Consider the following 23,876-nt stretch of genomic DNA (forward strand, 5'->3'; position numbering starts at 1 on the left):
TATAGTCAAATGGATGAAAAGGAATAACGTATGCAGGTAGATACGGAATATCTTAGCGTCAAGGACGTTGAGCGTCTGGTACTTGCTGCACATTATTGTGCGCACCCGGAAAGAAATAGCTGCATGATCCAGATGTGTTTTTTGCACGGTTGTCGGATTAACGAAATTACCGCCTTGACCTTGCGGGATGTCGACCTGTCGCGAAAACGGGTTTATATTCGCCGGGCGCGTCACGGTATCTCTGGGTATCATCCCTTACAACCCAAAGAAATTATCTCATTACAGCGCTGGCTACTGGCCAGAGAGTGTTACCCGGCTCATAACGATTTGCTGTTTATCTCTTCCCGGGGCAATCAGATGACGCGCCAGCGTTTTTATCAAATTATTCGCGAGTGCTGCGAGCTGGCGAAGCTGAAGCAAAATATTCATCCCAGGATGCTGCGCCACGCGTGCGGCTATGAGCTGGGAAAAAAAGGAATTGATGACGACTCGATCCAGGATTACCTGGGCTATCGCAATTTAAAATCTATTCTGCGTTATAACAGCTACGCTGAAGAGTAATGGCTGGCGTATTCGCGGCGTCTCTCTGCCGCGGTACGCCGCTTTTTTATTCTACGCTATACGCCATGAAATCTTCCGCCAGCACGGTAGACGGAAATATCTCTCTGCACTCTGCCAGCAGACGCTGGCAGCCTTCAGCGTCATAGCGAGAGCTAAAGTGGGTGGCGATAAGCGTGCCGACGCCCGCGTCGCGCGCCAGCGCCGCCGTTTGCTGGCTGGTTGAATGCCCGCGGCTGTTCGCTTTTTCCGCCATCGCCTGTTCGAGCGTCACCTCGTGAACCATGACATCCACGCCGCAGGCCAGCTCCCGCGCCGCCTCGCAGGGGGCGGTATCGCCGAAAATAGCCAGCTTCTTACCCGGCGTTGCCGGGCCAAGGTAGCGGCTGCCGTCAATCCGCCTTCCATCTTCCAGCTCAACCGTTAATCCCTGTTTTAAGCGCTGAAATAACGGACCGGGAGGCACGCCTTCGGCGATAAGCTGCGCGGCGTCAAGGGTGCCCGGCTTATCATGCTGTTCGATACGATAGCCGTAGCATTCGACCGGGTGGTTGAGCGGCCAGGCGGTGACCCGGAAGCCGGCTTCATCGAGCACCAGTCCCGGCCCGACTTCGATAATCGTCAGCGGGTAATCGGTCCAGGAACCGCTGAGGCGCAGCGCGGTTTCCACGAACGCTTTAAGTCCTTTCGGTCCGTACAGCGTCAGCGGCAGAGAATTACCCTGCATCGAGCGGCTGCACAGCAGGCCGGGGAGACCGAAGAGATGATCGCCATGTAAATGCGTAATAAAAATCTTATTCAGCTTGCCGGGATGATAAGGGGTACGCAGAAACTGATGCTGAGTTCCCTCCCCGCAGTCGAACAGCCACATCTCAGCCATTGTTGGCTGTTGCAAATTCAGCACTATCGACGTCATATTACGCGTACGGGTAGGCACGCCAGCGGATGTCCCCAAAAAGAGTAATTCCATCGTCCAGTGTCCTTAGGGCGTGAGTCAAAAAACAAAGTATACCCGTCATACTTCAAGTTGCATGTGTGTTGGCTGCACTCGTTCACCCCAGTTACTTACTCATGTAAGCTCCAGGGGATTCGCTCGCTGGCCGCCTTCATGCCACTTGAATTATTTAGGGTTAAAATTAATTAAGGAAGCGCAGATGATTACATGGCAGGATCTTCACCACGGTGAACTGACCGTCCCACAGCTCTACGCCGTGCTGAAATTACGCTGTGCGGTGTTCGTTGTCGAACAAACCTGCGCCTATCAGGACGTCGACGGCGACGATCTGGTGGGGGAGAATCGCCATCTTCTCGGCTGGCGCGGCGATGAGCTGGTAGCCTACGCGCGCATTCTCAAGAGCGATGATGAGTTTGAACCGGTGGTGATTGGCCGGGTGATTGTCAGCCAGGCGGTACGCGGCGAGAAGCTGGGCTATCAGCTGATGGAACAGGCGCTGGCCAGCTGCCGGCAACACTGGCCGCAAAAGGCTATCTATCTTGGCGCCCAGGCGCACCTGCAAAAATTCTACGCCAGCTTCGGTTTTGTGCCGGTGACTGAGGTTTACGACGAGGACGGCATCGACCATATCGGCATGGCGTTCGAAATCGCCACCCACTAACCGCCGCGCTAATTAAAAACCGCTCCCTCATCGTGGGTACTGCTATTCCTCAGTAGTACCCCGTATAATGTGGGGTTTTTACTCCGTGGAGGTTTGCGTGCTGTCTGTATCCACCGCGCTGGAAAGCCTGTATCGCTGCCTGGATGAAGCGTTCCCGCCATCGCCCGGCACGCGAATTTTCGATGTCCCCTTCGCGCTGAATGACGCATTTGATCCCCTTCTGTGGTGCACGCATCAGCCGCAGTGGCCGCAGTTCTACTGGCAGCAGCGCAGCGGCGATGAAGAGCTGGCCGCGCTGGGGGCGGTGCAAATCTTTGCTTCCCTTGAGCAGGCGCACGCTTTTTTGCGCCAGCAGGGGCGTGAAGATCTGCGAATTTGCGGCCTTAACGCCTTTCATCCTCAGCAGGGTCTGTTGATCTTGCCGAGGCTGGAGTGGCGTCGGCTGGGCGGCAGCGCCACGCTACGCCTGGTGTTATATAGCGAGACCTCGCTCCGTGACGATGCCCGTGCGGCACGTGAATTTCTCGATTCGCTGGTGGCGAAACAGGCGCAGGCTACCGCGATGCCCTCTCTGCTGAGCGAACAGCATTTCCCGGCTTATCCGCAGTGGAGAGAGCTGATTGCGCAGGCGACGCAGGCGATAGCGGCGGGGGAGATGGATAAAGTGGTGCTGGCTCGCGCCACCGATTTGCACTTCGCCGCTCCGTTAAACGCCGGAGCGATTATGGCGGCCAGCCGCCGCAGCAACCTTAACTGCTTCCACTTCATGATGGTCTTTAACGCGCAAGAGGCCTTTATGGGGTCTACGCCGGAACGGCTGTGGCGGCGTCGCGGGGCGCTGCTGCGTACCGAAGCGCTGGCGGGAACCGTTGCCAGCCATGCGGACGATCGCCAGGCGCAGCGTTTGGGTAACTGGCTGATGGCCGACGATAAGAACCAGCGCGAAAATATGCTGGTGGTGGAGGATATCTGTCAGCGGATGCAAGGGGAGACCCGCGCGCTGGAAGTCCTGCCGCCGCAGATTGTCCGTTTGCGGAAAGTACAGCATCTCCGGCGCTGTATTTGGGCCGAGCTGGAGAAGCCTGACGATGCCCGCTGCCTTCATCAGCTCCAGCCCACGGCGGCGGTTGCTGGTTTACCGCGCCGGGTTGCGCTGGATTTTATCACCCGTAATGAGCTTTTTACCCGCGGCTGGTATGCAGGCTCCGCCGGCTATCTGTCGCTGGCGCAAAGCGAATTTTGCGTTTCTCTGCGTTCGGCGAAAATCGAACAGCGTACGCTCAGACTCTACGCCGGTGCGGGGATCGTCAGCGGTTCCGACCCGGAGCAGGAGTGGCAGGAAATTGAAAATAAAGCCGCGGGATTGCGTTCGTTACTGCTGTCAGAAGTATAGAGAAAACGATGCATATCAAAACGGCAACAGTTTGCTTTATCTATACTTAGCCTCAATATTTGATACTGGACAAATTCATGTCTGTAAGCGCATTTAACCGACGCTGGGCGGCGGTGATCCTTGAAGCATTGACGCGCCACGGCGTGCAGCATATCTGCATTGCGCCCGGATCGCGCTCGACACCTTTAACCCTGGCGGCGGCGGAAAACCGCGCATTTATTCACCATACCCACTTTGATGAACGCGGCCTCGGCCATCTGGCGTTAGGGCTGGCGAAAGCCAGCGGTCAGCCGGTGGCGGTGATTGTGACCTCCGGTACCGCGACGGCTAACCTCTATCCGGCGCTGATTGAAGCCGGGCTGACCGGTGAAAAACTCATTTTACTGACCGCCGACCGGCCGCCGGAGCTGATTGACTGCGGCGCGAATCAGGCGATTCGCCAGCCGGGCATGTTTGCTTCGCACCCGTCGCAGACGCTATCCCTGCCGCGTCCGTCGCAGGATATCTCCGCCCGCTGGCTGGTCTCGACCCTCGACCAGGCGCTCGGCGCGCTGCACTGCGGCGGCGTTCATATTAACTGTCCGTTTGCCGAACCGCTGTATGGCGATATGGACGACACCGGCGCCGAGTGGCAGCAGCAGCTCGGCGATTGGTGGCAGAGCGACAAGCCCTGGCTGCGTCACTCTCTGCATCTGGAAAGTGAAAAGCAGCGCGACTGGTTTTTCTGGCGGCAGAAACGCGGCGTGGTGGTCGCCGGACGGATGAGCGCGGAAGAGGGCGTCAAGGTGGCCGAGTGGGCGAAGACCCTCGGCTGGCCGCTGATTGGCGATGTGCTCTCGCAAACCGGGCAGCCGCTCCCCTGCGCCGACCTGTGGCTGGGTAACGGCAAGGCGGTGAGTGAACTGGCGCAGGCGCAAATCGTTGTTCAACTGGGCAGCAGCCTGACCAGCAAACGCGTTTTGCAGTGGCAGGCCACCTGCGAACCTGAAGAGTACTGGCTGGTGGACAATCTGCCGGGGCGTCTGGATCCCGCCCAGCATCGCGGTCGCCGACTGGTGTGCGCCATCGACCGCTGGCTTGAACAGCATCCGGCGGAAAAACGACAGCCGTGGCCCACCGTCATTCCCGAGCTTTCGCGCCAGGCATGGCTGGCGGCGGTCGCCAGCAGCGAGGATTTCGGCGAGGCCCAGCTGGCGCAGCGAATCCGGCGCTATCTGCCGGATCAGGGCCAGCTGTTTGTCGGCAACAGCCTGGTGGTGCGCTTAATTGACGCGCTGTCGCAGCTACCGGCAGGTTACCCGGTCTACAGCAATCGAGGGGCCAGCGGAATAGACGGCCTGCTGGCGACGGCGGCCGGGGTACAGCGCGCCAGCGCGCGTCCGACGCTGGCTATCGTCGGCGATCTTTCGGCGCTTTACGATCTCAACTCGCTGGCCCTGCTGCGTCAGGCCTCCGCGCCGCTGGTGCTGATTGTCGTCAACAATAATGGCGGGCAGATTTTTTCCCTGCTGCCCACGCCGCAGGAGCAGCGCAGCCAGTTCTATCTGATGCCGCAGAATATCCATTTCGCGCACGCGGCGGCGATGTTCAATCTGACTTACCATCGCCCTGCGGACTGGAATGAGCTGGAGCAGGCGCTGGACGTTGCCTGGCGAGGACCCGGCGCGACGTTGATTGAGCTGGCGGTTAATGAAACCGACGGTACGCAAACGCTTCAGCAGCTGCTGGCGCAGGTGAGTCAGCTATGACGCTGCACGCGGTGGCTGAAAGCGGCCTGCCTGGCTATCCCTGGCTGGTCTTTTTGCACGGTTTTGCCGGGGATAGTCATGAGTGGCGCACGGTGGGGCAGGCGTTTGGCGCGTATCCGCGTCTCTATATTGACCTGCCTGGCCACGGCGGATCGGCGCATATCGCCGTCAACCATTTTGCCGATGTCAGCGAGCTGATTAAGAATACGCTTAATAGTTACAACATACTTAAGTACTGGCTGGTGGGATACTCCCTCGGCGGACGGGTGGCGATGTTCTATGTCAGCCAGCCGCGCGAAGGGCTCTGCGGGCTGGTCGTCGAGGGGGGGCATCCGGGCCTGGGGGATGATAACCAGCGTAGGCTGCGCCGGCACAGCGATGCCGCCTGGGCTGAACGCTTTCGCCGCGAGCCGCTGACCCAGGTCTTTGCCGACTGGTATCAGCAGCCGGTCTTCGCTTCCCTGGACGCAGCGCAGCGGGCGGCTCTGGTTGCGCTACGCAGCCGCAATAACGGCGGAGCGTTGGCGGCGATGCTGCAGGCCAGCTCGCTGGCGGAACAACCCGATCTGCGCGCGTCGTTACGGGCGCGCGATTTCCCTTTTCATTACCTTTGCGGCGAACGCGACGGCAAGTTTCGCGCCATCGCCGATGAACTCTCCGCCACCGCGCACGTGATTAATCATGCCGGACACAACGCGCATCGGGAAAACCCCGATGCTGTCGTGGCTTGTCTGGCGCAGTTTTTAGCGAGTTAACCGAAGGACACTTTATGATCTCTCTTGATGAAGCCATGCTTTACGCCCCGATTGAATGGCAGGACTGCTCCGAAGGCTACACCGACATTCGTTACCAAAAATCGGCGGACGGGATTGCCAAAATTACCATCAACCGCCCGCAGGTACGCAACGCTTTCCGCCCGCTGACCGTCAAAGAGATGATTCAGGCGCTGGCGGATGCCCGCTATGACGACAATATTGGCGTCATCGTTCTGACCGGTGAAGGCGATAAAGCATTTTGCGCCGGCGGCGATCAGAAAGTCCGTGGCGACTACGGCGGCTACCAGGATGATTCCGGCGTTCATCACCTCAACGTTCTCGATTTTCAGCGCCAGATCCGCACCTGCCCGAAACCGGTGGTGGCGATGGTGGCGGGGTACTCCATCGGCGGCGGCCACGTCCTGCATATGATGTGCGATCTGACTATCGCGGCGGAAAACGCCATCTTCGGGCAGACCGGCCCGAAAGTCGGCTCTTTCGACGGCGGCTGGGGCGCCTCCTATATGGCGCGCATCGTCGGGCAGAAAAAAGCCCGTGAGATTTGGTTCCTGTGCCGCCAGTACGACGCGCAGCAGGCGCTGGATATGGGGCTGGTGAATACGGTGGTGCCGCTGGCGGACCTGGAAAAAGAGACCGTGCGCTGGTGCCGGGAAATGCTGCAGAACAGTCCGATGGCGCTGCGCTGCCTGAAGGCGGCGCTGAACGCCGACTGCGACGGCCAGGCGGGACTGCAGGAGCTGGCGGGTAACGCCACCATGCTGTTTTACATGACCGAAGAGGGTCAGGAAGGGCGCAACGCTTTCAATCAGAAGCGCCAGCCGGACTTCAGCAAATTTAAACGGAATCCGTAATGCGGCAGGCGCAGGTCTACCGCTGGCAGCTACCGATGGACGCGGGAGTGGTGCTGCGTGAACGGCGGTTAAAAACCCGCGATGGTTTGCTTCTGCGCCTACGCGACGGCGAGCGCGAAGGCTGGGGGGAAATATCTCCCCTGCCCGGATTCAGCCTGGAAACGCTGGATGAGGCACAGGCTGCGCTGCTGGCGTGGGCGAGCGCCTGGCGCGATGGCGAAGAGGGCGCGTTGCCAACGCCGCCGTCGGCGGCTTTCGGGGCGAGCTGCGCACTGGCGGAACTGTGCGGCGAGCTGCCGCAGGCGGCGGACTATCGCGCGGCGCCGCTCTGCGCCGGCGATCCGGACGAGCTGTTCGCCAGGCTTTCGCTGATGCCCGGCGAAAAAGTCGCTAAGGTCAAAGTCGGCCTGTATGAGGCGGTGCGCGACGGCATGGTGGTCAACCTGCTGCTGGAGGCGATTCCCGATCTGACGCTACGCCTCGACGCTAACCGCGCCTGGACGCCGCTGAAAGCGCAGCAGTTTGCCAAATACGTGGATCCGCACTATCGCAGCCGCATCGCCTTTCTCGAAGAACCCTGTAAAAACCGCGATGATTCGCGCGCTTTCGCCCAACAAACGGGTATCGCTATCGCCTGGGATGAGAGCCTGCGCGAGGCGGACTTTACCTTTGCCGCCGAGCCGGGGCTGCGGGCGGTGGTGATTAAACCGACGTTGACCGGCAGTCTGCAAAAAGTGCGGCAGCAGGTGGCGCAGGCGCATGCCCTGGGGCTGACGGCGGTCATCAGTTCAGCCATTGAGTCGAGCCTTGGCCTGACGCAGCTGGCGCGAATCGCCGCCTGGCTGACCCCGGACACGATCCCCGGTCTGGACACGCTGAGCCTGATGCGTGCCCAGCTGGTGCGCCGTTGGCCGGAAAGCGAGCTGCCGTGTCTGCACGTTGATGAGCTGGAGCCGCTGCTGTGACCTTTAGCGACTGGCCCTGGCGCCACTGGCGGCGGCTGCGGGAAGAGGCTCAGGCGCTGCGCCTGAACGAGAGGCGGCTAAGCTGGCGGGAACTGTGCGCGCAAATTGATGCGCTGGCGGGGGGATTCCACGCCCAGGGTGTTCGCGACGGCGATGGCGTGCTGCTTCGCGCTTACAACCAGCCCGATGCTCTGCTGGCGTGGCTGGCCCTCCTGCAGTGCGGCGCGCGCGTCCTGCCGCTGAATCCGCAGCTGCCTGCTCCTCTGTTGGTGGAACTGCTGCCGTCTCTGGGACTGCGCCACGCGCTGGTGCTAAACGGCGGCGACCTTCCGGTGGCGCTTAATTCATTAGCGTTGTGCGCCGGCGACGGCGTGCACGCGGTCGCCTGGCGAGAAGATCGTATCGCGTCCATGACGCTAACCTCGGGGTCGACGGGACTACCGAAAGCGGCGGTGCACGCTTTTCGCGCCCATCTTGCCAGCGCAGAAGGCGTGCTGGCGATGATACCCTTTGCGCCGCAGGACGACTGGCTGCTGTCGCTGCCGCTGTTTCACGTTTCCGGCCAGGGGATTCTCTGGCGCTGGCTGTTAGCTGGCGCAGGCCTGACGGTACGCGACAAGCAGCCGCTGGAACAGGCGTTACGCGGCTGTACCCATGCCTCTCTGGTGCCGACCCAGCTCTGGCGCCTGCTCAGCGGCGACGCCGAGGTGTCGTTGAAAGCGGTTCTGCTCGGCGGCGCGGCGATCCCGGTGGCGCTAACCGAGCAGGCCGGTAAGCGCGGTATCCGCTGCTGGTGCGGCTACGGGCTCACCGAGTTTGCCTCCACGGTATGCGCCAAGGAGGCGGACGGCCTGGCGGATGTCGGGCAGCCGCTGCCGGGGCGCGAAGTGCGGATTGTCGATGGCGAAGTGTGGCTGCGGTCGGACAGTATCGCCGCAGGCTACTGGCGCGATGGGCAAATGGTCCCCCTCGCTAATGCCGACGGCTGGTTCGCCACTCGCGATCGGGGCCGGCTGGAGCACGGCAGGCTGACTATCCTCGGACGAGTGGACAACCTCTTTTTTAGCGGCGGAGAAGGTATTCAGCCGGAAGAAGTGGAGCGGGTGATTGGCGCTCATCCGTGGATTACGCAAGTTTTCATCGTGCCGCAGGATGATGCGGAGTTTGGCCAGCGGCCGGTGGCGGTGGTGGAGTGCGGCGAGCATGACGACCCGTCCGCGCTGGCGGGCTGGTGCGCCGATAAGCTGGCGCGCTTTCAGCAGCCGGTGCGCTGGCTGCGGCTGCCTGAATCGCTGAAAACCGGCGGAATTAAAATTTCCCGCCGGGCGCTACGTGACTGGGTCAACCAGCAGGCGATGCCCGACTCAGACGCGCTGGACGTTCAGTAGCTGCTTCGTATGCCAGCGGCCCAGCGCTAAAACGGTGGTCAGCGCGCCGAGCAGGGCGCAAAACATATCCGACTGGGTATCCCAGGGATCGCCCTGGGTGCCGAGAAACTCATCCGCGCCCTGTCCCAGCGCCAGCGCCGCCCACCATTCGATCAGTTCATAGACGGCGCTAATCGCCAGCGCAATACAGCAGACCACGAAACCGAGCATTTTACGCCCGTGAACGTAGCCGCCGCGCAGCAGAATCTCCCGCGCCGCCAGCGCCGGCACCAGCCCCTGGAAAAAGTGCCCCAGCTTGTCATAGGGGTTACGGCTCAGTCCCAGCCACGCCTGTACGTCAAAGCCGATGGGCACTTTCGCGTAGGTGTACATACCGCCGACCATCAAAATGATGGCATGGAAGAAAATCAGCGTGTAAAGCAGCGGCGTCAGCGGATAGCGCGAGCGCGTGGCCAGCAAAAGCGGAACGATGATAATCACCGGCGTCACTTCCATCAGCCAGGTGAGCTTATCCCCTGCGCTGATACCGGTGTAAACAAGCATCAGGGCCAGCGCCAGCGCGGCGAATGTTAACCCCGAACGGGATGCGGCGACGGTCATAACGGATCACCAGAAAGTTAAAACGATAACTATCAGGCAGATGTGGTGGAAATTCAACGTATACCGTCATTGGCGGCGCTGAGCGACCGCCAATGACGTTGAGCATCAGGAAGAGGGCAGGTCGCCCTGCGTATTAAGCTGGCGCTTCCGCCAGTACCGCAGCAGCGGAGGGACAACAATCACCGCGATGGCCAGAAACAGAAGCGTTTTCGTTACGCCGCTTTGCCACAGAATCGCCACGTTGCCGTTGCTGATGGACAGCGCGCGGCGCAGGTTCTGCTCCAGCATCTCTCCCAGCACAAACCCTAAGATCAGCGGCGACATCGGGAAGTGCATTTTACGCATAATGTAGCCCAGCACGCCCAGCCCAACCATCAACAGCAGGTCGAAGGTGGTGCTGTGCACCGCGTAGACGCCGACCGCGGACACGGCGGCGATGGCCGGGGCCAGAAACCATAGCGGAATCGTCAGCATGCGGGTGAACAGGCCGATCAGCGGAATGTTCATAATCAGCAGCATCACGTTGGCGATGAGCAGCGCGGCAATTAACCCCCAGACGATATCCGGCTGTTCGGTAAACATCGCCGGTCCCGGCGTGATGTTGTAGAGGGTCAGGGCGCCCATCATCACCGCGGTGGTCCCGGAGCCGGGAACGCCGAGCGTGAGCATCGGAATAAACGAGCCGCAGGCGGAGGCGTTGTTCGCCGCTTCCGGCGCCGCGACGCCGCGAATATCGCCCTTGCCGAAGGTAGCGCTATTGCCGCTGAGCTTTTTCTCGGTCATATAGGTGATGGCGCTGGCAATGGTCGCCCCTGCGCCCGGCAGAATGCCGACAAAGAAACCCACCACCGATGAGCGCAGGGTCGCGCCCACGCACTGGCCCGCCTCTTTGGCGTTAAACAGCATGCGTCCGGTTTTCCGTACCAGCTTCTGCCCGCCGCTGGTGCTCTCCAGCATCAGCAAAATCTCCGAAACCGAAAAGAGCCCAATCACCACCACGATAAACTGCACGCCGTCGGAAAGATGAACGCTGTCGAACGTGAAGCGGTACACGCCGGTATTGGCATCAACGCCCACCGTCGCCAGCCCCAAACCGATTAACGCGGCGAGAAATGACTTCAGCGGATTTTCCGCCATCATGCTGCCAAGGCAGGCGATGGCAAAAATCATCAGGGCGAAATATTCCGCCGGGCCGAACGCCAGCGACCACTGCGCCAGCACCGGGGCGAACAGGATGATCCCGCCGATAGCGATCGTTGAACCAACAAAGGAGCTCACGGCAGAGATCGACAGCGCTACGCCGCCGCGTCCCTGCTGCGCCATCGGATAACCGTCGAGAGCGGTCATAATGGCGGCGGCATCACCGGGTACGTTAAGCAGGATAGACGAAATGCGCCCGCCGTATTCACAACCAATATAGACCGTAGCCAGCAGGATTAGCGCTGATTCCGCGGGCAGGTGCAGAGCAAAGGCCAGCGGCAGTAAGATCGCGACACCGTTAATCGGACCCAGACCCGGCAGGAGGCCGACGATAGTGCCAACAAAGCAGCCAATTAGCGCGATGGTCAGGTTGCCCGGCGTCATGGCAACGGCGAAGCCCTGTGATAAATAAATCCAGATATCCATAACCTTCTCCGTTAACTCAACCAAACGCCGAGCGGCAGGGTGACATCAAGCAGGGCGTCAAAGACGTACCACAGCGCGATGCCCATCGCGACGCCGGCTACCCCGGCGGCGGGCAGGGTGGCGCCAAACAGCAGGCCAAACGCGGCGGTCAGCAGCGCGGTGGCCAGAGGAAAACCCAGCCATTCAAAACCCCACGCATAGATCCCCAGCGCAACCACCATGGTTAATAGACGTTGTAAAACCCGGCGCCCGGGCCACGTGATGGCGTCGGGCCGACGCAGAAGCAGCAAGACAGAGCACGCCAGCATCAGGCCGATAATGCCGACCGGGAAAGGGCGTGGGCCGACGGGTTCATAGGCGTATTCGCTGTGAATTTGCCAGGCGATAAACATTCCACCCGCGCAGAGCAGCAGCCACACTCCGGCAAAAATACGATCGCTCATCGCAACCTCCGTAAATTATTTGGCCAGGCCAAAGGATTTCGCCTGCAGGCGATACGCTTCCACCTGTTGTTTAACGTAGGCGTCCAGTTCCTTACCGTTCATATTGAATTCGAACAGGCCGCGCAGCTCGCGCTGCTTTTTGAACGCGTCGGTCTGCTGCAATTTCGTGAACTCATCCACCCACCACTGATAGTCGGCGTCGCTGACTTTCGGCCCCACGAAGAAGCCGCGAATAATCGGCCAGACCAGGTCATAGCCCTGCTCTTTGGCGGTCGGCACATCGGCGAGGGCACCCGGCAGCCTTTCGTTAGCGAACACCGCCAGCACGCGGATTTTATTGCCCTGGAGATAAGGCACCATTTCGCTGAGATCGCCGGAGACCGCCTGCACGTGATTGCCCAGCAGCGCGGTGACCGGTTCGCCGCCGCCCTCAAACGCCACGTAGCGCATTTTGTGCGGATCGACGTTGGCTTTTTGCGCCAGCAGCGCCGCTTTCATCCAGTCCTGGCTACCAATGGAGGCGCCGGCGCCGATGACGATACTGGCGGGATTTTTTTCCATCGCCGCCATAAACGACGGCAGGTCTTTCCACGGCGAGTCGGTGCGGACGGCGATCATGCCGTAATCGGTGCCGACGCTGGCCAGCCAGCGCACATCATCCACGCCGTAGCGGCCAAACTTGCCCTGCGCCAGGTTGAGCAGCGAGCCGCCGGAGAACGCGACCACGGTACCGGGTTCGCCGGGGCGCTGGGCGACGATCGCGTTGTAGGCCACAGCGCCTACGCCGCCGGGCATGTAGGTGACGCGCATCGGTTTTTCGATGGCGCCGGTTTCCATCAGGCTGACCTGGATCAGCTTGCAGGTGAGGTCGAAGCCGCCGCCGGGCTTGGCGGGCGCGATACATTCGGTACGGGAAGGCGCCTCGGCGGCCAGGGCAGAGGCGGTTAAAAGGCATAATGCAATGGCGCCAGCACGGCGCAGGAATGGCATATTCATAAGCTTCCTCAGTCAGATACAGGAGACGTTTTTTTAATTATGTGAACCGGCATGTGGCTATTCGGTTGCGTGATTGTTAAAACAATTACCTTTCATTTCCCTTTCAATGCGGCAGCAACTTTTCAGGATGTGATATGCGTCTCTTACTGGCAGAAGATAACCGTGAGCTGGCTCACTGGCTGGAGAAAGCGCTGGTGCAGGGCGGGTTTGCCGTGGACTGCGTATTTGATGGTCGCGCGGCCGATCATCTGCTGCAAAGCGAAAAATATGCGCTGGCGGTGCTGGATATTGGCATGCCGGGACTCGACGGTCTGGAAGTGGTGCAGCGCCTGCGAAAGCGCGGGCAGACCCTTCCCGTCTTGCTACTCACCGCCCGCAGCGCGGTGGCGGATCGGGTGAAAGGGCTGAACGTCGGCGCCGATGACTATTTGCCGAAACCTTTTGAGCTTGAAGAGCTGGATGCCAGGCTGCGCGCGCTGCTGCGGCGTAGCGAAGGCCAGGTGCATGAGGTTCAGCAGATCGGCGCGCTGGAATATCGCGATGAAGGCTATTTTTTACTCTGCGGCCAAACGCTGTCGTTGACGCCGCGCGAGCAGGCGCTGCTGACGGTGCTGATGTTTCGCCGTACGCGGCCGGTGTCGCGCCAGCAGCTGTTTGAACAGGTTTTTAGCCTGAACGATGACGTCAGCCCGGAAAGCATCGAGCTGTATATCCATCGTCTGCGTAAGAAACTTCAGGAGAGCAACGTGCGTATCGTGACCCTGCGCGGCCTGGGCTACGTGCTGGAGCTCGCTCATGAGGTGGGGTAAACCGCAGTCGTTATTCGCTCAACTGTTGCTGTTTCTCGGCCTGCCGCTGGTTTTGCTATGGGGGCTGTCGGCGTTCAATAGCTACGTCAGCGCTCTGCAGGCGGCGACCCAGGCTTACGATCGCACGCTGCTTTCATCCGCCCGCACGGTGGCGGAGCGCCTGGTGGTTCGCCGCGGTAGGCTGGAGGTGAATGTCCCCTGGGTGGTGCTGGACAGCTTCGAGCTGAATATGAACGATCGGCTGTACTATAAGATACTCGATCACGAGAAGCGGGTGATTTCCGGTTTTGACGACCTGCCATCGATGCCGCCATCGACCTCTCGAACCGAGCTCTATCCGGCGCTGGCGTGGTTTTATCATACTGAATATCGCGGTCAGGCCATCCGCGTGGCGCGCCTGCTGCAGCCGGTTAACGAAGGCGGCGTTGTCGGCATGGCGGAAATCTACATCGCCGAAACGCTGCAGTCGCGGCGCTGGCTGGCGGGACAGCTGCTGTTTTCATCATGGATCTCGCAGGGGCTACTAGTGCTGTTGACGCTGGTGCTCACCGGCTGGCTGCTGCGCCGCGTGCTGCGGCCGATGCGCCGGCTTTCGGCGCTCATGGTGCGGCGCGAACCTGGCCTGCTGACGCCGCTGCCAGAGCTGCTGCCGTGGTCGGAAACCCGTCTGCTGATCGTGGCCTTTAACCGCTATATCGACCGGTTACGGGTGATGATCTCCCGCCAGGAGCGCTTTAGCGCCGACGCGTCGCATCAGCTCAAAACGCCGTTAGCGGTGTTGAAAACGCAGGCCTCAGTGGCGCTGGCGAGCGGCGATCCCCGGCTGTGGCGAGAGAGCCTGGAGGCGATGAGCGGCACGCTTGACAGTACTATTCTGCTTACCGAACGCCTGCTGCAGCTGGCTACCATCAAACGGAAAGAGCAGGGCGAGCACGCGTTCCCGCCGGTGGACCTGCATGAGATCGTCCACAATAGCTGCTTTTCGCGTCTTCAGCAGGCGCGGAGCAAGGCTATCGATCTCGGCTATGAGGGGGAACCCTCGACGGTGACCATTGCCGGCGATGGCGTGCTGTTGAGCGAGCTGTGCGCGAATCTGCTGGATAACGCGATTCGCTATACGCCGCAGGGCGGTATCGTCACGGTTAGCCTGCATCGTGACGGAGAGGCGGTGCTGCTGGATGTCGAAGACAGCGGGCCGGGGATCGATGATGCGCAGATTCAGCAGGCGCTCATGCCGTTCCATCGTCTGGAAAACGTGGGTGATAACCCCGGCGCCGGGCTCGGACTGGCGCTGGTCAGCGATATTGCGCGCCTGCACCGCAGCCATCCGCAGCTGCTGCGTAGCGAAACGCTGGGCGGGCTGAAGGTCAGGCTGCGCTTTTTGCGCGCTTGTTCAGAGTAGGCCTTTCAGGGTGAGCGTCCTGCGGGTCGCCGCGTTCAAATCATAGTGGGGAAGATCTTCTGCCTTCACCCAGGCGTAGTCCTGAAACTCCTCGTTGATCGTCACTTCGCGATTGGCGCTGATGCAGTCGAAGATCAGGTAAATCATATAAATCTCTTCCCGGCGGCCATCGGCGTAGGTTTTAACCCGGATATCGTCGCTAAAGGTCCACGGCGTAATCTGGGTCAGCTGCAGTTTTTCGCCCAGCTCCTCGCGAATTTCTCGCCGCAGCGCCTCTTCAATGCGCTCGCCTGGCTCGACGCCGCCGCCGGAGAGCGCCCACTGGCCGGGAAATACGCCGCGATCGTCGGCCATTTTGCACAGCAGATAGTGGCCTTCATGTTGAATGAGCGGGCAGACGATAGTCCTTTGACGCATGATTTCTCCTTACTGATGACAGGGATAACTAACGGGAAGGCCCAGTTTGCGAGCCGCCTCGGCAAACCGCAAGCGAAAACGCGCGGCGAACGCGTGCGGTGGTAGGGTGAGCGTAGGTTAACGGGTCAGGGGCCATCATGGAACAGATAGCAAGCCACTCACCGCACGATGCGGTGTTTAAACACCTTTTGTCCCAACGGGCAACGGCGCGCGATTTTTTGTCTATTCATTTGCCGAAGCATTTGCGGGAACAGTGCGATCTGCGAACGCTGCAGCTGGAATCCGGCAGTTTTATTGAAGAGGACCTACGCGCAAGCCATTCGGATATTCTTTATTCGCTAAAAACCCAGCACGGAGAGGGGTACATCTACATTCTTATAGAGCATCAAAGCTCTCCCGACAGGCATATGGCGTTTCGCCTGATGCGATACGCCATCGCGGCCATGCAGCGCCACCTTGATAAAGGGCATCATCAGCTGCCGCTGGTTATTCCTCTGCTATTTTATCACGGCAGGATCGCTCCTTACCCGTACTCGACGCGCTGGCTGGATGATTTCCCTCAGCCAGAGGTGGCCGAGCGGCTGTATAGCCAGCGTTTTCCACTGATAGACGTCACGGTGATTCCTGACGATCGGCTTGTACAGCACCGCCGTGTCGCTATGCTGGAACTGCTGCAAAAACATATCCGCCAGCGGGATTTGATGGACATTTCTGAGCAACTGGTCAGGATATTATCCTTGGGATACACTACGCGTCGGCAGTTTAAAACTTTGCTGAATTATATGCTTCAGGCGGGCAACGCCGCCGATCCGGTGGCCTTTTTACGCAAGCTCGCGCAAAAGACGCCACTCAAACCGCATAAGGAGACGCTGATGAATATTGCTCATTTTCTGGAAGAGCGTGGCCGTAAAGAGGGGGTCCTTCAGGGAATGAAGGCGGGGATAGAAAAAGGTTTACGAAAGGGTCGACAGGAAGGCTGGAATGAAGGCCGACAAGAAGGCCGGCATCAAGGACAGCAGGAAGCGACGCAACGCATTGCTCAGGCGATGCTGGATGATGGGCTTGAGCCCTCTCAGGTCGCAAAGCTAACCGGTTTGTCGCTGCGGCAGCTCGCTAAGCTTCAGCACTAAGCGCGTTTAAAAACCGTAAAATGGCAGCCGCAAGGGCTGCCATCAGCATTACTCTCCGTGCTTTAAGGCTTTCAGCGCCGCAGCCACGCCCGCGCCGTAGTCGGGGTGGACTTCACTGAACAGGCCAATTTGTTGCTGCTGAATAAACTCAGGGATATCCCGCATATCATTGGCGATACGCTGGAACATACGCTGATGTTCCTCTTCGCTTAATAGCTCAAACAGCCTGCGCGGCTGGCTGAAGTAGTCGTTATCTTCCCGATGATTCCAGTGGGCCGCCGCGCCTTCAAGGCTTAAAGGCGGCTCGCTAAAGTCCGGCTGTTCCTGAAACGCGCCAAAGCTGTTGGGTTCATAGGTGACGCCGTTGCCGCTATTGCCGTCAACGCGCATCGCGCCGTCGCGGTGGTAGTTATGGAACGGGCAGCGCGGCGCATTGACCGGAATTTGATGATGGTTGACGCCCAGACGATAGCGCTGGGTATCACCGTAGGAGAACAGCCGTCCCTGCAGCATGCGATCCGGAGAGAAGCCGATCCCGGGCACCACGTTGGCCGGATTCATCGCGACCTGCTCAACTTCTGCGAAGTAGTTGTCCGGGTTGCGGTTGAGCTCCAGCACGCCGACTTCCATCAGCGGATAATCAGCGTGCGGCCAGATTTTGGTCAGATCGAAGGGGTTATAAGGGACCCGGCTGGCGTCCGCTTCCGGCATGATCTGCACGTAGAAGGTCCAGCGCGGGAAATCGCCTTTTTCAATCGACTCATAGAGATCGCGCTGCGAACTCTCGCGGTCCTCTGCCACCAGGCGTTTCGCTTCATCATCCATCAGGTTGGCGATCCCCTGCTGGGATTTGAAGTGGAATTTCACCCAAAAACGTTCGTTATCGGCATTAATAAAGCTGAACGCGTGGCTGCCGAAACCGTGCATATGGCGCCAGGAGCGCGGGAGGCCGCGGTCGCTGAAATCAATCGTTAACTGATGCAGCGTTTCCGGCAGCAGGGAGAAAAAGTCCCATTTCCAGGTGGGGTTACGCAGGTTGGTGCGCGGGTCGCGCTTCACGACGTGGTTAAGGTCGGGAAACTTCAGCGGGTCGCGAAGGTAGAAAATGGGCGTATTGTTGCCCACCAGATCCCAGTTGCCTTCTTCGGTATAAAACTTGATCGAGAAACCGCGAATATCGCGCTCGGCGTCAGCGGCGCCGCGTTCTCCGGCGACGGTTGAGAAGCGCAGGAACAGATCGGTGGTTTTACCGATTTCGGCAAACAGTTTTGCGCGGGTATAGCGGGTGATATCGCGGGTAATGGTCAGTTTACCGTAAGCGCCGGAGCCTTTAGCGTGCATTCGGCGTTCCGGGATAACCTCACGGTCGAAGTGGGCCAGTTTTTCCAGAAACCAGACATCCTGCAGCAGCATCGGGCCGCGCGGGCCTGCGGTGACGACATTGTTATTATCGACAACCGGGGCGCCGGCGGCGGTGGTTAATCCTTTTTTGCTCATCTTTATCTCCTGACAAAGTTTTATGTAACTTATTCATCTCTTTACGACGACGAAATAAGCTGGAGCCTATTTGTATAATAAAGGCTGAGACCCAGCAATTTGACCCTGACTATTGAATTGATATCTGAGACCGTTAACAAGGCTCCCGAAGCAACTGGTTACAATCACGCGGTAAAAGCGCGCTATAACGCATTGATTCCTTAAAACGGAGCAGTACAATTTCGCGGTTTTTTGGGATTTTCTTATTATTATTTTCTGGATAGATAAAAATGAAAAAAAGCATATTTATGGCCCTGGCCGGCATGATGTTCGTCTCGACGGCGGCAAATGCGATCAGCGTCAGCGGGCAGGCCGGCGAGCACTACACTAACCTTGGCGTCGGATTCGGTACGGAATCGACCGGCCTGGCGGTAACCGGCAACTGGCTGCACAATGATGACGACGGCGATGCGGCGGGGCTGGGATTGGGCCTGAACATTCCCTTGGGGCCATTCCTGGCCACCGTGGGCGGAAAAGGCGTTTACACCAACCCGAACAATGGCGATGAAGGCTACGCGGCGGCGGTTGGCGGCGGTCTGCAGTGGAAAATCGGCGACAGCTTCCGCCTGTTCGGCGAATACTATTACTCTCCCGATTCACTCTCCAGCGGTATCGACAGCTATCAGGAAGCCAATGCCGGCGCGCGCTTTACCATTATGCGCCCTCTGAGCATCGAAGCTGGTTACCGCTACCTTAACCTGGCGGGTAAAGACGGCAACCGCGATAACGCGGTCGCGGACGGTCCGTACGTCGGCGTCAACGCCAGCTTCTAATCTCTCCGGCGCGGTATTCCGCCGCGCCTGATTTTCAGGCTTTTTCACCAGCCGCTTTGCGATATAGTATTTCTACTTATCAGGCTGGAGTTCACAATGTTAAACGTGGAAATGCTGTCCACCGGCGATGAAGTGCTGCATGGGCAAATCATCGACACCAATGCCGCGTGGCTGGCGGATTTCTTTTTTAATCAAGGATTACCCTTAAAGCGTCGCCATACCGTGGGTGACGACCTCGACTCCCTGGTGGCGATTTTACGCGAGCGCAGCGAACACGCTGACGTGCTGATCGTTAACGGCGGCCTGGGGCCGACCAGCGACGATTTGAGCGCGCTGGCCGCGGCGACGGCCAAAGGCGAAGGGTTAATTCTGCACGAAGATTGGCTGGAAACCATGACCCGTTTCTTTGCCGAGCGCGGAAGACCCATGGCCGCCAGCAATCGTAAACAGGCGGAAATTCCGCAAAGCGCCGAGATGATCAACAACCCGGTCGGGACCGCATGCGGTTTTGCCGTGCAGCTAAACCGCTGCCTGATGTTTTTTACTCCCGGCGTGCCTTCCGAATTTAAGGTGATGGTTGAACAGGAAATCTTACCGCGCCTGCGCGAACGTTTCCCGCTATCCGCTGCGCCGCTGTGTTTGCGCCTGACCACCTTCGGCCGTTCCGAAAGCGAACTGGCGCAGAGCCTCGACCATCTGCAGTTGCCGCCGGGCGTCGTAATGGGCTATCGCTCCTCGATGCCGATTATCGAACTGAAGCTGACCGGGCCTGCCGAACAGCGCGAGGCGATGCTGGCGCTGTGGCCGGAAGTGCAGAAGGTGGCCGGAGAGAGCATGATTTTCGAAGGTACCGAAGGCCTGCCTGCGCAGATCGCCCGTCGCCTGCAGCAGCGTCAGCTAAGCCTGACGCTGAGCGAGCAGTTTACCGGTGGTCTGCTGGCGCTACAGCTTTCTCGCGTCAACGCTCCGCTGTTGGCCAGCGAAGTCATTCCGGCGCAGGAGGAGACCCTGGCGCAGTCTGCGCGCTGGGCGGCGGAACGGCGCGAAAAACACTTTGCCGGCCTGGCGCTGGCGGTAAGTGGTCAGGAGAGCGATCACCTGAACTTTGCGCTTTCCACGCCGGACGGCACCCACGCGCTGCGGGTGAAATTCACCACCAACCGCCACAGCCTCCAGGTGCGTCAGGAAGTGTGCGCGATGATGGCCCTCAACATGCTGCGCCGCTGGCTGAACGGCCAGCCGGTGGCCGGTGAACACGGCTGGATTAACGTCGTCGAATCTCTCTCAGCGTAAACCCACCTCCGCGTCGGGAGCCCCTCCCGGCGCGCGATGAGTCCAGCCTGTTGTACTTGCTTTAAAATATTCTGTGCACTATCTCGCATTTTTCTCCCTCTGAACGTCCACCCGGCTGGAATAGCGTCGTCATTTGAAGTCGCTCACAATTTACACGCCCGACAACCGCAACACTGATTCCAGTATTCAGGATTGGAGTCCAGTATGTTGGAATCAAGCAAAGTCCCGGCGCTGACCCGCGCCATTGATATTCTCAATCTGATCGCCCGCATCGGCCCCTGCAGCGCGGCGACCATTATTGACGAACTGGGTATTCCGAAAAGCACCGCCTATCTGCTGCTGGGAGAGCTGAAAAAACAGCGCTTCCTCAGCATGGATAATCAGGATAACTACTGCCTGTGGACCAAGCTGGTTGAGCTGGCCGGGCAGGCGCTGAGCAAAATGGACCTGCGCGAACTGGCGCGCCCGCGCCTGACGCAGCTGATGGATCAGTGCGGGCTGCTCTGCCACCTGGGCATCATCGACAGCGGCAACGCCTACTACATTCTGAAGATTGAATCCCCGGCCACCATCAGCGTGCGTTCGCACGAAGGTAAGAGCCTGTCGTTATATCGTTCCGGCATTGGTAAATGCCTGCTGGCCTGGCAGCCCGAGCGGGTTCAGGAGTCGATTATCAGCGAGCTGCAGTGGGAGCGGGCGACGCCAACCACCATCACCAGCGCCCAACAGCTTCGTGATGAACTGGGCCGTATTCGCGCCCGCGGCTGGAGCTTCGATAACGGCGAAGACTATCCCGACGTTCGCTGCGTGGCGGCGCCGGTTTTTAATGCCAATAACGAGCTGACCGCCGCCATTTCCGTGGTGGGTACCCGTCTGCAAATCAATGAAGACAATCGCGATTACCTCGCCGGTAGGGCGATTGCCTGCGCCAAAGATATTTCCCGTCTGCTGGGGTGGAAAAGCCCCTTCGAACAACAAGCCTCATAATAAGGAGAAGATCATGACCCTACCGAAAATTAAACACGTCCGCGCCTGGTTTATCGGCGGTGCTACCGCAGAGAAAGGCGCTGGCGGCGGCGATTATCATGACCAGGGGGCGAATCACTGGATTGACGATCATATCGCCACGCCGATGAGCAAATATAAACAGTATGAACAGTCCCGCCAGTCGTTTGGCATCAACGTTCTCGGCACGCTGATCGTTGAGGTCGAAGCCGAAAACGGGCAGACCGGCTTTGCGGTATCGACCGCCGGCGAAATGGGCTGCTTTATCGTGGAAAAACACCTCAACCGCTTTATCGAAGGCAAGTGCGTCAGCGATATCAAACTGATCCATGACCAGATGCTCAACGCCACCCTGTACTACTCCGGATCCGGCGGCCTGGTGATGAATACGATTTCCTGCGTCGACCTGGCGCTGTGGGATCTGTTCGGCAAAGTGGTGGGATTACCGGTATACAAACTGCTGGGCGGCGCGGTACGCGATGAAATTCAGTTCTACGCCACCGGGGCGCGTCCGGACCTGGCGAAAGAGATGGGCTTTATTGGCGGCAAGATGCCGACCCACTGGGGGCCGCACGATGGCGACGCGGGGATCCGCAAAGATGCCGCCATGGTGGCCGATATGCGCGAAAAGTGCGGCCCGGACTTTTGGCTGATGCTGGACTGCTGGATGAGCCAGGACGTTAACTACGCCACTAAACTGGCCCACGCCTGCGCGCCCTCTAATCTTAAGTGGATCGAAGAGTGCCTGCCGCCACAGCAGTATGAAGGCTATCGCGAGCTGAAACGCAATGCCCCGGCCGGCATGATGGTCACCAGCGGCGAGCACCACGGTACGCTGCAATCCTTCCGCACGCTGTCGGAAACCGGCATCGATATTATGCAGCCTGACGTGGGCTGGTGCGGCGGCCTGACCACGCTGGTGGAGATTGCGGCGATCGCCAAATCGCGCGGCCAGCTGGTGGTGCCGCACGGCTCGTCGGTCTATTCGCACCATGCGGTCATTACCTTTACCAACACGCCGTTCAGCGAGTTCCTGATGACCAGCCCGGACTGTTCAACGATGCGTCCGCAGTTTGACCCGATTCTGGTTGATGAGCCGGTACCGGTGAACGGGCGCATTCATAAAACCGTGCTGGACAAACCGGGCTTCGGCGTGGAGCTGAACCGCGACTGTAATCTAAAACGTCCTTATAGCCACTGATCCCGTCGTGCCGCACAGCGCAGATGTGCGGCCTATTGTTGAGGATATTACGATGAGCAACGCCTTGCTTGAGAGCGTGGTGAAGAAAAACCGCGCCCGTTTGATCCCCTTTATGCTGGCGCTGTACGTGCTGGCGTTTCTTGACCGTTCGAATATCGGCTTTGCCAAAGAGACCTATCAGCTGGATACCGGCCTGAGCAACGAAGCCTATGCGCTGGGAGCGGGGATTTTCTTTGTGGTCTACGCCTTTCTCGGGGTGCCCGCTAACCTGCTGATGCGCAAATTCGGCGCAAGAAAGTGGATCGGCTGCACCACCTTGCTGTGGGGGCTTCTCTCCGCGGCGATGGCGTGGGCGGATACCGAAGCGAAGTTTCTGCTGGTGCGCACCCTGCTGGGCGCCGCGGAAGCGGGTTTTTTCCCGGGCATGATCTACCTGACGTCCCAGTGGTTTCCGCAGCAGAACCGCGCCAGCATTATGGGGCTGTTTTATATGGGCGCGCCGCTGGCGCTGACCCTCGGGTCGCCGCTCTCCGGCGCGCTGCTGGAAATGCATGGTTTTATGGGGCATCCCGGCTGGTTCTGGATGTTTATCATTGAGGGGCTGCTGGCGGTCGGCGCGGGGTTCTTCACCTTCTTCTGGCTCGACGATACGCCGCAAAAGGCGCGCTTCCTGAGCGCTGCCGAAAAACAGGCGTTAATCAGCGAGCTGGCCAGCGAAGAGCAGAAAAAGGTGACCTCGCGTTTGTCCGATGCGCTGCGTAACGGCCGCGTCTGGCAGCTGGCGATTATCTATCTCACCATTCAGGTGGCGGTTTACGGCCTGATCTTCTTCCTGCCAACCCAGGTTGCCGCGCTGCTCGGCACCAAGGTGGGGTTCGTGGCGTCGGTGGTGACCGCGATCCCGTGGGTGGCGGCGCTGTTCGGTACCTGGCTGATTCCGCGCTACTCCGACCGCACCGGCGAGCGGCGTAATGTGGCGGCATTCACCCTGCTGGCGGCGGCAATTGGCATTGCGGTCTCCGGGCTGGTGTCGCCGGTGCTGGCGATTATCGCGCTGTGCGTTGCCGCCGTCGGCGTCATTGCCGTGCAGCCGGTCTTCTGGACCATGCCGACGCAGCTGTTGTCCGGTACGGCGCTGGCCGCTGGCATCGGCTTTGTGAACCTGTTCGGCGCTATCGGCGGGTTTCTGGCGCCCATTATCCGCGTCCAGGCTGAAACCATGTTCGCCAGTGATTCTGCCGGATTAGTGACGCTCGCCTGCGTGGCGATTGTCGGGGTGGTTATTATCTTTTCACTGCGCGTGAACCGCGCCGTGCCGCAGGCTGGCAGCGTACAGCATTAATGTAAGGG

The 23,876-nt window shown here is 59.6% G+C and carries 23 protein-coding genes; 16 read left to right on the top strand and 7 right to left on the bottom strand.

The features are described from left to right. Positions 1-30 precede the first annotated feature (30 nt). Positions 31-561 (top strand): tyrosine-type recombinase/integrase, encoded by a 531-nt coding sequence (locus tag CDA56_RS18970; RefSeq protein ID WP_025106684.1) that lies wholly within the window; start codon positions 31-33, stop codon positions 559-561. A 46-nt stretch (positions 562-607) separates the two neighbouring features. On the opposite strand, the gene rnz is transcribed toward CDA56_RS18970, so the two are convergent. Continuing rightward, positions 608-1,528 (bottom strand): ribonuclease Z, encoded by a 921-nt coding sequence (gene rnz / locus CDA56_RS18975; RefSeq protein WP_014230243.1) that lies wholly within the window; start codon positions 1,526-1,528, stop codon positions 608-610. Between the two features lie 184 nt (positions 1,529-1,712). On the opposite strand from rnz, the gene CDA56_RS18980 reads away from it, so the two are divergent. The 7 genes from CDA56_RS18980 to menE all read left to right on the top strand — a co-directional run bounded on the left by CDA56_RS18980 (position 1,713) and on the right by menE (position 9,295). Then, entirely contained in the window at positions 1,713-2,174 is a 462-nt protein-coding gene (locus CDA56_RS18980; RefSeq protein ID WP_004852808.1) for a GNAT family N-acetyltransferase, read from the top strand. 97 nt (positions 2,175-2,271) lie between these two features. Then, on the top strand, positions 2,272-3,567 hold the full coding sequence (menF, locus tag CDA56_RS18985) for an isochorismate synthase MenF (protein ID WP_046877175.1): 1,296 nt from the start codon (positions 2,272-2,274) through the stop codon (positions 3,565-3,567). Between the two features lie 77 nt (positions 3,568-3,644). Further along, positions 3,645-5,315 carry a 2-succinyl-5-enolpyruvyl-6-hydroxy-3-cyclohexene-1-carboxylic-acid synthase gene (gene menD / locus CDA56_RS18990; protein ID WP_102802940.1) on the top strand — a complete coding sequence of 557 codons (1,671 nt, stop codon included), beginning with the start codon at positions 3,645-3,647 and terminating at the stop codon, positions 5,313-5,315. After that, positions 5,312-6,070: a 2-succinyl-6-hydroxy-2,4-cyclohexadiene-1-carboxylate synthase gene (gene menH, locus CDA56_RS18995; protein WP_102802939.1), complete on the top strand. Its 759-nt coding sequence runs from the start codon at positions 5,312-5,314 to the stop codon at positions 6,068-6,070. Before menD ends, menH begins: the two co-directional genes overlap by 4 nt. A 14-nt stretch (positions 6,071-6,084) precedes the next feature. Beyond that, entirely contained in the window at positions 6,085-6,942 is an 858-nt protein-coding gene (menB, locus tag CDA56_RS19000; protein WP_004123101.1) for a 1,4-dihydroxy-2-naphthoyl-CoA synthase, read from the top strand. Then, on the top strand, positions 6,942-7,907 hold the full coding sequence (menC, locus tag CDA56_RS19005; protein ID WP_102802938.1) for an o-succinylbenzoate synthase: 966 nt from the start codon (positions 6,942-6,944) through the stop codon (positions 7,905-7,907). The genes menB and menC overlap by 1 nt, the downstream gene beginning before the upstream one ends. After that, entirely contained in the window at positions 7,904-9,295 is a 1,392-nt protein-coding gene (menE, locus tag CDA56_RS19010; RefSeq protein WP_057173166.1) for an o-succinylbenzoate--CoA ligase, read from the top strand. Before menC ends, menE begins: the two co-directional genes overlap by 4 nt. Here the strand turns inward: menE and CDA56_RS19015 are convergent. From CDA56_RS19015 to CDA56_RS19030, 4 genes are all read right to left on the bottom strand, one after another. Next, positions 9,272-9,895, bottom strand: a complete 624-nt coding sequence (locus CDA56_RS19015; RefSeq protein WP_014839104.1) for a DUF2238 domain-containing protein — start codon at positions 9,893-9,895, stop codon at positions 9,272-9,274. The two genes, menE and CDA56_RS19015, sit on opposite strands and share 24 nt — an antisense overlap. A gap of 105 nt (positions 9,896-10,000) precedes the next feature. Next, on the bottom strand, positions 10,001-11,521 hold the full coding sequence (locus tag CDA56_RS19020; protein ID WP_014230236.1) for a tripartite tricarboxylate transporter permease: 1,521 nt from the start codon (positions 11,519-11,521) through the stop codon (positions 10,001-10,003). An 11-nt stretch (positions 11,522-11,532) separates the two neighbouring features. Beyond that, positions 11,533-11,964 (bottom strand): tripartite tricarboxylate transporter TctB family protein, encoded by a 432-nt coding sequence (locus CDA56_RS19025; protein WP_025106692.1) that lies wholly within the window; start codon positions 11,962-11,964, stop codon positions 11,533-11,535. Positions 11,965-11,979: 15 nt separating this feature from the next. Next, positions 11,980-12,954, bottom strand: a complete 975-nt coding sequence (locus CDA56_RS19030; protein WP_177342537.1) for a Bug family tripartite tricarboxylate transporter substrate binding protein — start codon at positions 12,952-12,954, stop codon at positions 11,980-11,982. A 140-nt stretch (positions 12,955-13,094) separates the two neighbouring features. Between CDA56_RS19030 and tctD the strand changes: the two genes are divergently transcribed. Beyond that, positions 13,095-13,769, top strand: a complete 675-nt coding sequence (tctD, locus tag CDA56_RS19035) for a transcriptional regulator TctD (protein WP_032750708.1) — start codon at positions 13,095-13,097, stop codon at positions 13,767-13,769. Beyond that, on the top strand, positions 13,756-15,171 hold the full coding sequence (locus CDA56_RS19040) for a sensor histidine kinase (RefSeq protein ID WP_102802937.1): 1,416 nt from the start codon (positions 13,756-13,758) through the stop codon (positions 15,169-15,171). Before tctD ends, CDA56_RS19040 begins: the two co-directional genes overlap by 14 nt. Here the strand turns inward: CDA56_RS19040 and nudI are convergent. Further along, on the bottom strand, positions 15,163-15,588 hold the full coding sequence (gene nudI / locus CDA56_RS19045) for a nucleoside triphosphatase NudI (RefSeq protein ID WP_014230231.1): 426 nt from the start codon (positions 15,586-15,588) through the stop codon (positions 15,163-15,165). The two genes, CDA56_RS19040 and nudI, sit on opposite strands and share 9 nt — an antisense overlap. A gap of 137 nt (positions 15,589-15,725) precedes the next feature. Between nudI and CDA56_RS19050 the strand changes: the two genes are divergently transcribed. Further along, positions 15,726-16,718, top strand: coding sequence for an Rpn family recombination-promoting nuclease/putative transposase (locus CDA56_RS19050; RefSeq protein WP_103814886.1), 993 nt, complete (start codon positions 15,726-15,728; stop codon positions 16,716-16,718). Between the two features lie 48 nt (positions 16,719-16,766). On the opposite strand, the gene CDA56_RS19055 is transcribed toward CDA56_RS19050, so the two are convergent. Beyond that, positions 16,767-18,215: a catalase gene (locus CDA56_RS19055; RefSeq protein WP_103814885.1), complete on the bottom strand. Its 1,449-nt coding sequence runs from the start codon at positions 18,213-18,215 to the stop codon at positions 16,767-16,769. Between the two features lie 269 nt (positions 18,216-18,484). Between CDA56_RS19055 and CDA56_RS19060 the strand changes: the two genes are divergently transcribed. The 5 genes from CDA56_RS19060 to CDA56_RS19080 all read left to right on the top strand — a co-directional run bounded on the left by CDA56_RS19060 (position 18,485) and on the right by CDA56_RS19080 (position 23,868). Continuing rightward, on the top strand, positions 18,485-19,027 hold the full coding sequence (locus CDA56_RS19060; RefSeq protein WP_004123076.1) for a YfaZ family outer membrane protein: 543 nt from the start codon (positions 18,485-18,487) through the stop codon (positions 19,025-19,027). Positions 19,028-19,123: 96 nt separating this feature from the next. After that, positions 19,124-20,320 carry a nicotinamide mononucleotide deamidase-related protein YfaY gene (locus tag CDA56_RS19065; RefSeq protein WP_032750698.1) on the top strand — a complete coding sequence of 399 codons (1,197 nt, stop codon included), beginning with the start codon at positions 19,124-19,126 and terminating at the stop codon, positions 20,318-20,320. 204 nt (positions 20,321-20,524) lie between these two features. Beyond that, positions 20,525-21,307: an IclR family transcriptional regulator gene (locus CDA56_RS19070; protein ID WP_004852774.1), complete on the top strand. Its 783-nt coding sequence runs from the start codon at positions 20,525-20,527 to the stop codon at positions 21,305-21,307. Positions 21,308-21,320: 13 nt separating this feature from the next. Continuing rightward, entirely contained in the window at positions 21,321-22,526 is a 1,206-nt protein-coding gene (gene rhmD / locus CDA56_RS19075; protein ID WP_014839100.1) for an L-rhamnonate dehydratase, read from the top strand. Between the two features lie 52 nt (positions 22,527-22,578). After that, positions 22,579-23,868, top strand: coding sequence for an MFS transporter (locus tag CDA56_RS19080; protein WP_004852770.1), 1,290 nt, complete (start codon positions 22,579-22,581; stop codon positions 23,866-23,868). The last annotated feature ends 8 nt before the right edge of the window (positions 23,869-23,876 follow it).

The sequence above is a fragment of the Klebsiella michiganensis genome, assembly GCF_002925905.1.
GTDB lineage: Bacteria > Pseudomonadota > Gammaproteobacteria > Enterobacterales > Enterobacteriaceae > Klebsiella > Klebsiella michiganensis.

Bases quoted from the DNA above. Each gene is read 5' to 3' on its own strand.
- rnz (WP_014230243.1), bottom strand. From the start codon at position 1,528: ATGGAATTACTCTTTTTGGGGACATCCGCTGGCGTGCCTACCCGTACG.
- CDA56_RS19050 (WP_103814886.1), top strand. From the start codon at position 15,726: ATGGAACAGATAGCAAGCCACTCACCGCACGATGCGGTGTTTAAACAC.
- CDA56_RS19030 (WP_177342537.1), bottom strand. From the start codon at position 12,954: ATGCCATTCCTGCGCCGTGCTGGCGCCATTGCATTATGCCTTTTAACC.
- menC (WP_102802938.1), top strand. From the start codon at position 6,942: ATGCGGCAGGCGCAGGTCTACCGCTGGCAGCTACCGATGGACGCGGGA.
- CDA56_RS19070 (WP_004852774.1), top strand. From the start codon at position 20,525: ATGTTGGAATCAAGCAAAGTCCCGGCGCTGACCCGCGCCATTGATATT.
- CDA56_RS18980 (WP_004852808.1), top strand. From the start codon at position 1,713: ATGATTACATGGCAGGATCTTCACCACGGTGAACTGACCGTCCCACAG.
- rhmD (WP_014839100.1), top strand. From the start codon at position 21,321: ATGACCCTACCGAAAATTAAACACGTCCGCGCCTGGTTTATCGGCGGT.
- CDA56_RS19040 (WP_102802937.1), top strand. From the start codon at position 13,756: ATGAGGTGGGGTAAACCGCAGTCGTTATTCGCTCAACTGTTGCTGTTT.
- menD (WP_102802940.1), top strand. From the start codon at position 3,645: ATGTCTGTAAGCGCATTTAACCGACGCTGGGCGGCGGTGATCCTTGAA.
- CDA56_RS19020 (WP_014230236.1), bottom strand. From the start codon at position 11,521: ATGGATATCTGGATTTATTTATCACAGGGCTTCGCCGTTGCCATGACG.
- tctD (WP_032750708.1), top strand. From the start codon at position 13,095: ATGCGTCTCTTACTGGCAGAAGATAACCGTGAGCTGGCTCACTGGCTG.
- CDA56_RS19060 (WP_004123076.1), top strand. From the start codon at position 18,485: ATGAAAAAAAGCATATTTATGGCCCTGGCCGGCATGATGTTCGTCTCG.
- CDA56_RS19080 (WP_004852770.1), top strand. From the start codon at position 22,579: ATGAGCAACGCCTTGCTTGAGAGCGTGGTGAAGAAAAACCGCGCCCGT.
- CDA56_RS19025 (WP_025106692.1), bottom strand. From the start codon at position 11,964: ATGAGCGATCGTATTTTTGCCGGAGTGTGGCTGCTGCTCTGCGCGGGT.
- menB (WP_004123101.1), top strand. From the start codon at position 6,085: ATGATCTCTCTTGATGAAGCCATGCTTTACGCCCCGATTGAATGGCAG.
- CDA56_RS18970 (WP_025106684.1), top strand. From the start codon at position 31: ATGCAGGTAGATACGGAATATCTTAGCGTCAAGGACGTTGAGCGTCTG.
- CDA56_RS19015 (WP_014839104.1), bottom strand. From the start codon at position 9,895: ATGACCGTCGCCGCATCCCGTTCGGGGTTAACATTCGCCGCGCTGGCG.
- CDA56_RS19055 (WP_103814885.1), bottom strand. From the start codon at position 18,215: ATGAGCAAAAAAGGATTAACCACCGCCGCCGGCGCCCCGGTTGTCGAT.
- nudI (WP_014230231.1), bottom strand. From the start codon at position 15,588: ATGCGTCAAAGGACTATCGTCTGCCCGCTCATTCAACATGAAGGCCAC.
- CDA56_RS19065 (WP_032750698.1), top strand. From the start codon at position 19,124: ATGTTAAACGTGGAAATGCTGTCCACCGGCGATGAAGTGCTGCATGGG.
- menH (WP_102802939.1), top strand. From the start codon at position 5,312: ATGACGCTGCACGCGGTGGCTGAAAGCGGCCTGCCTGGCTATCCCTGG.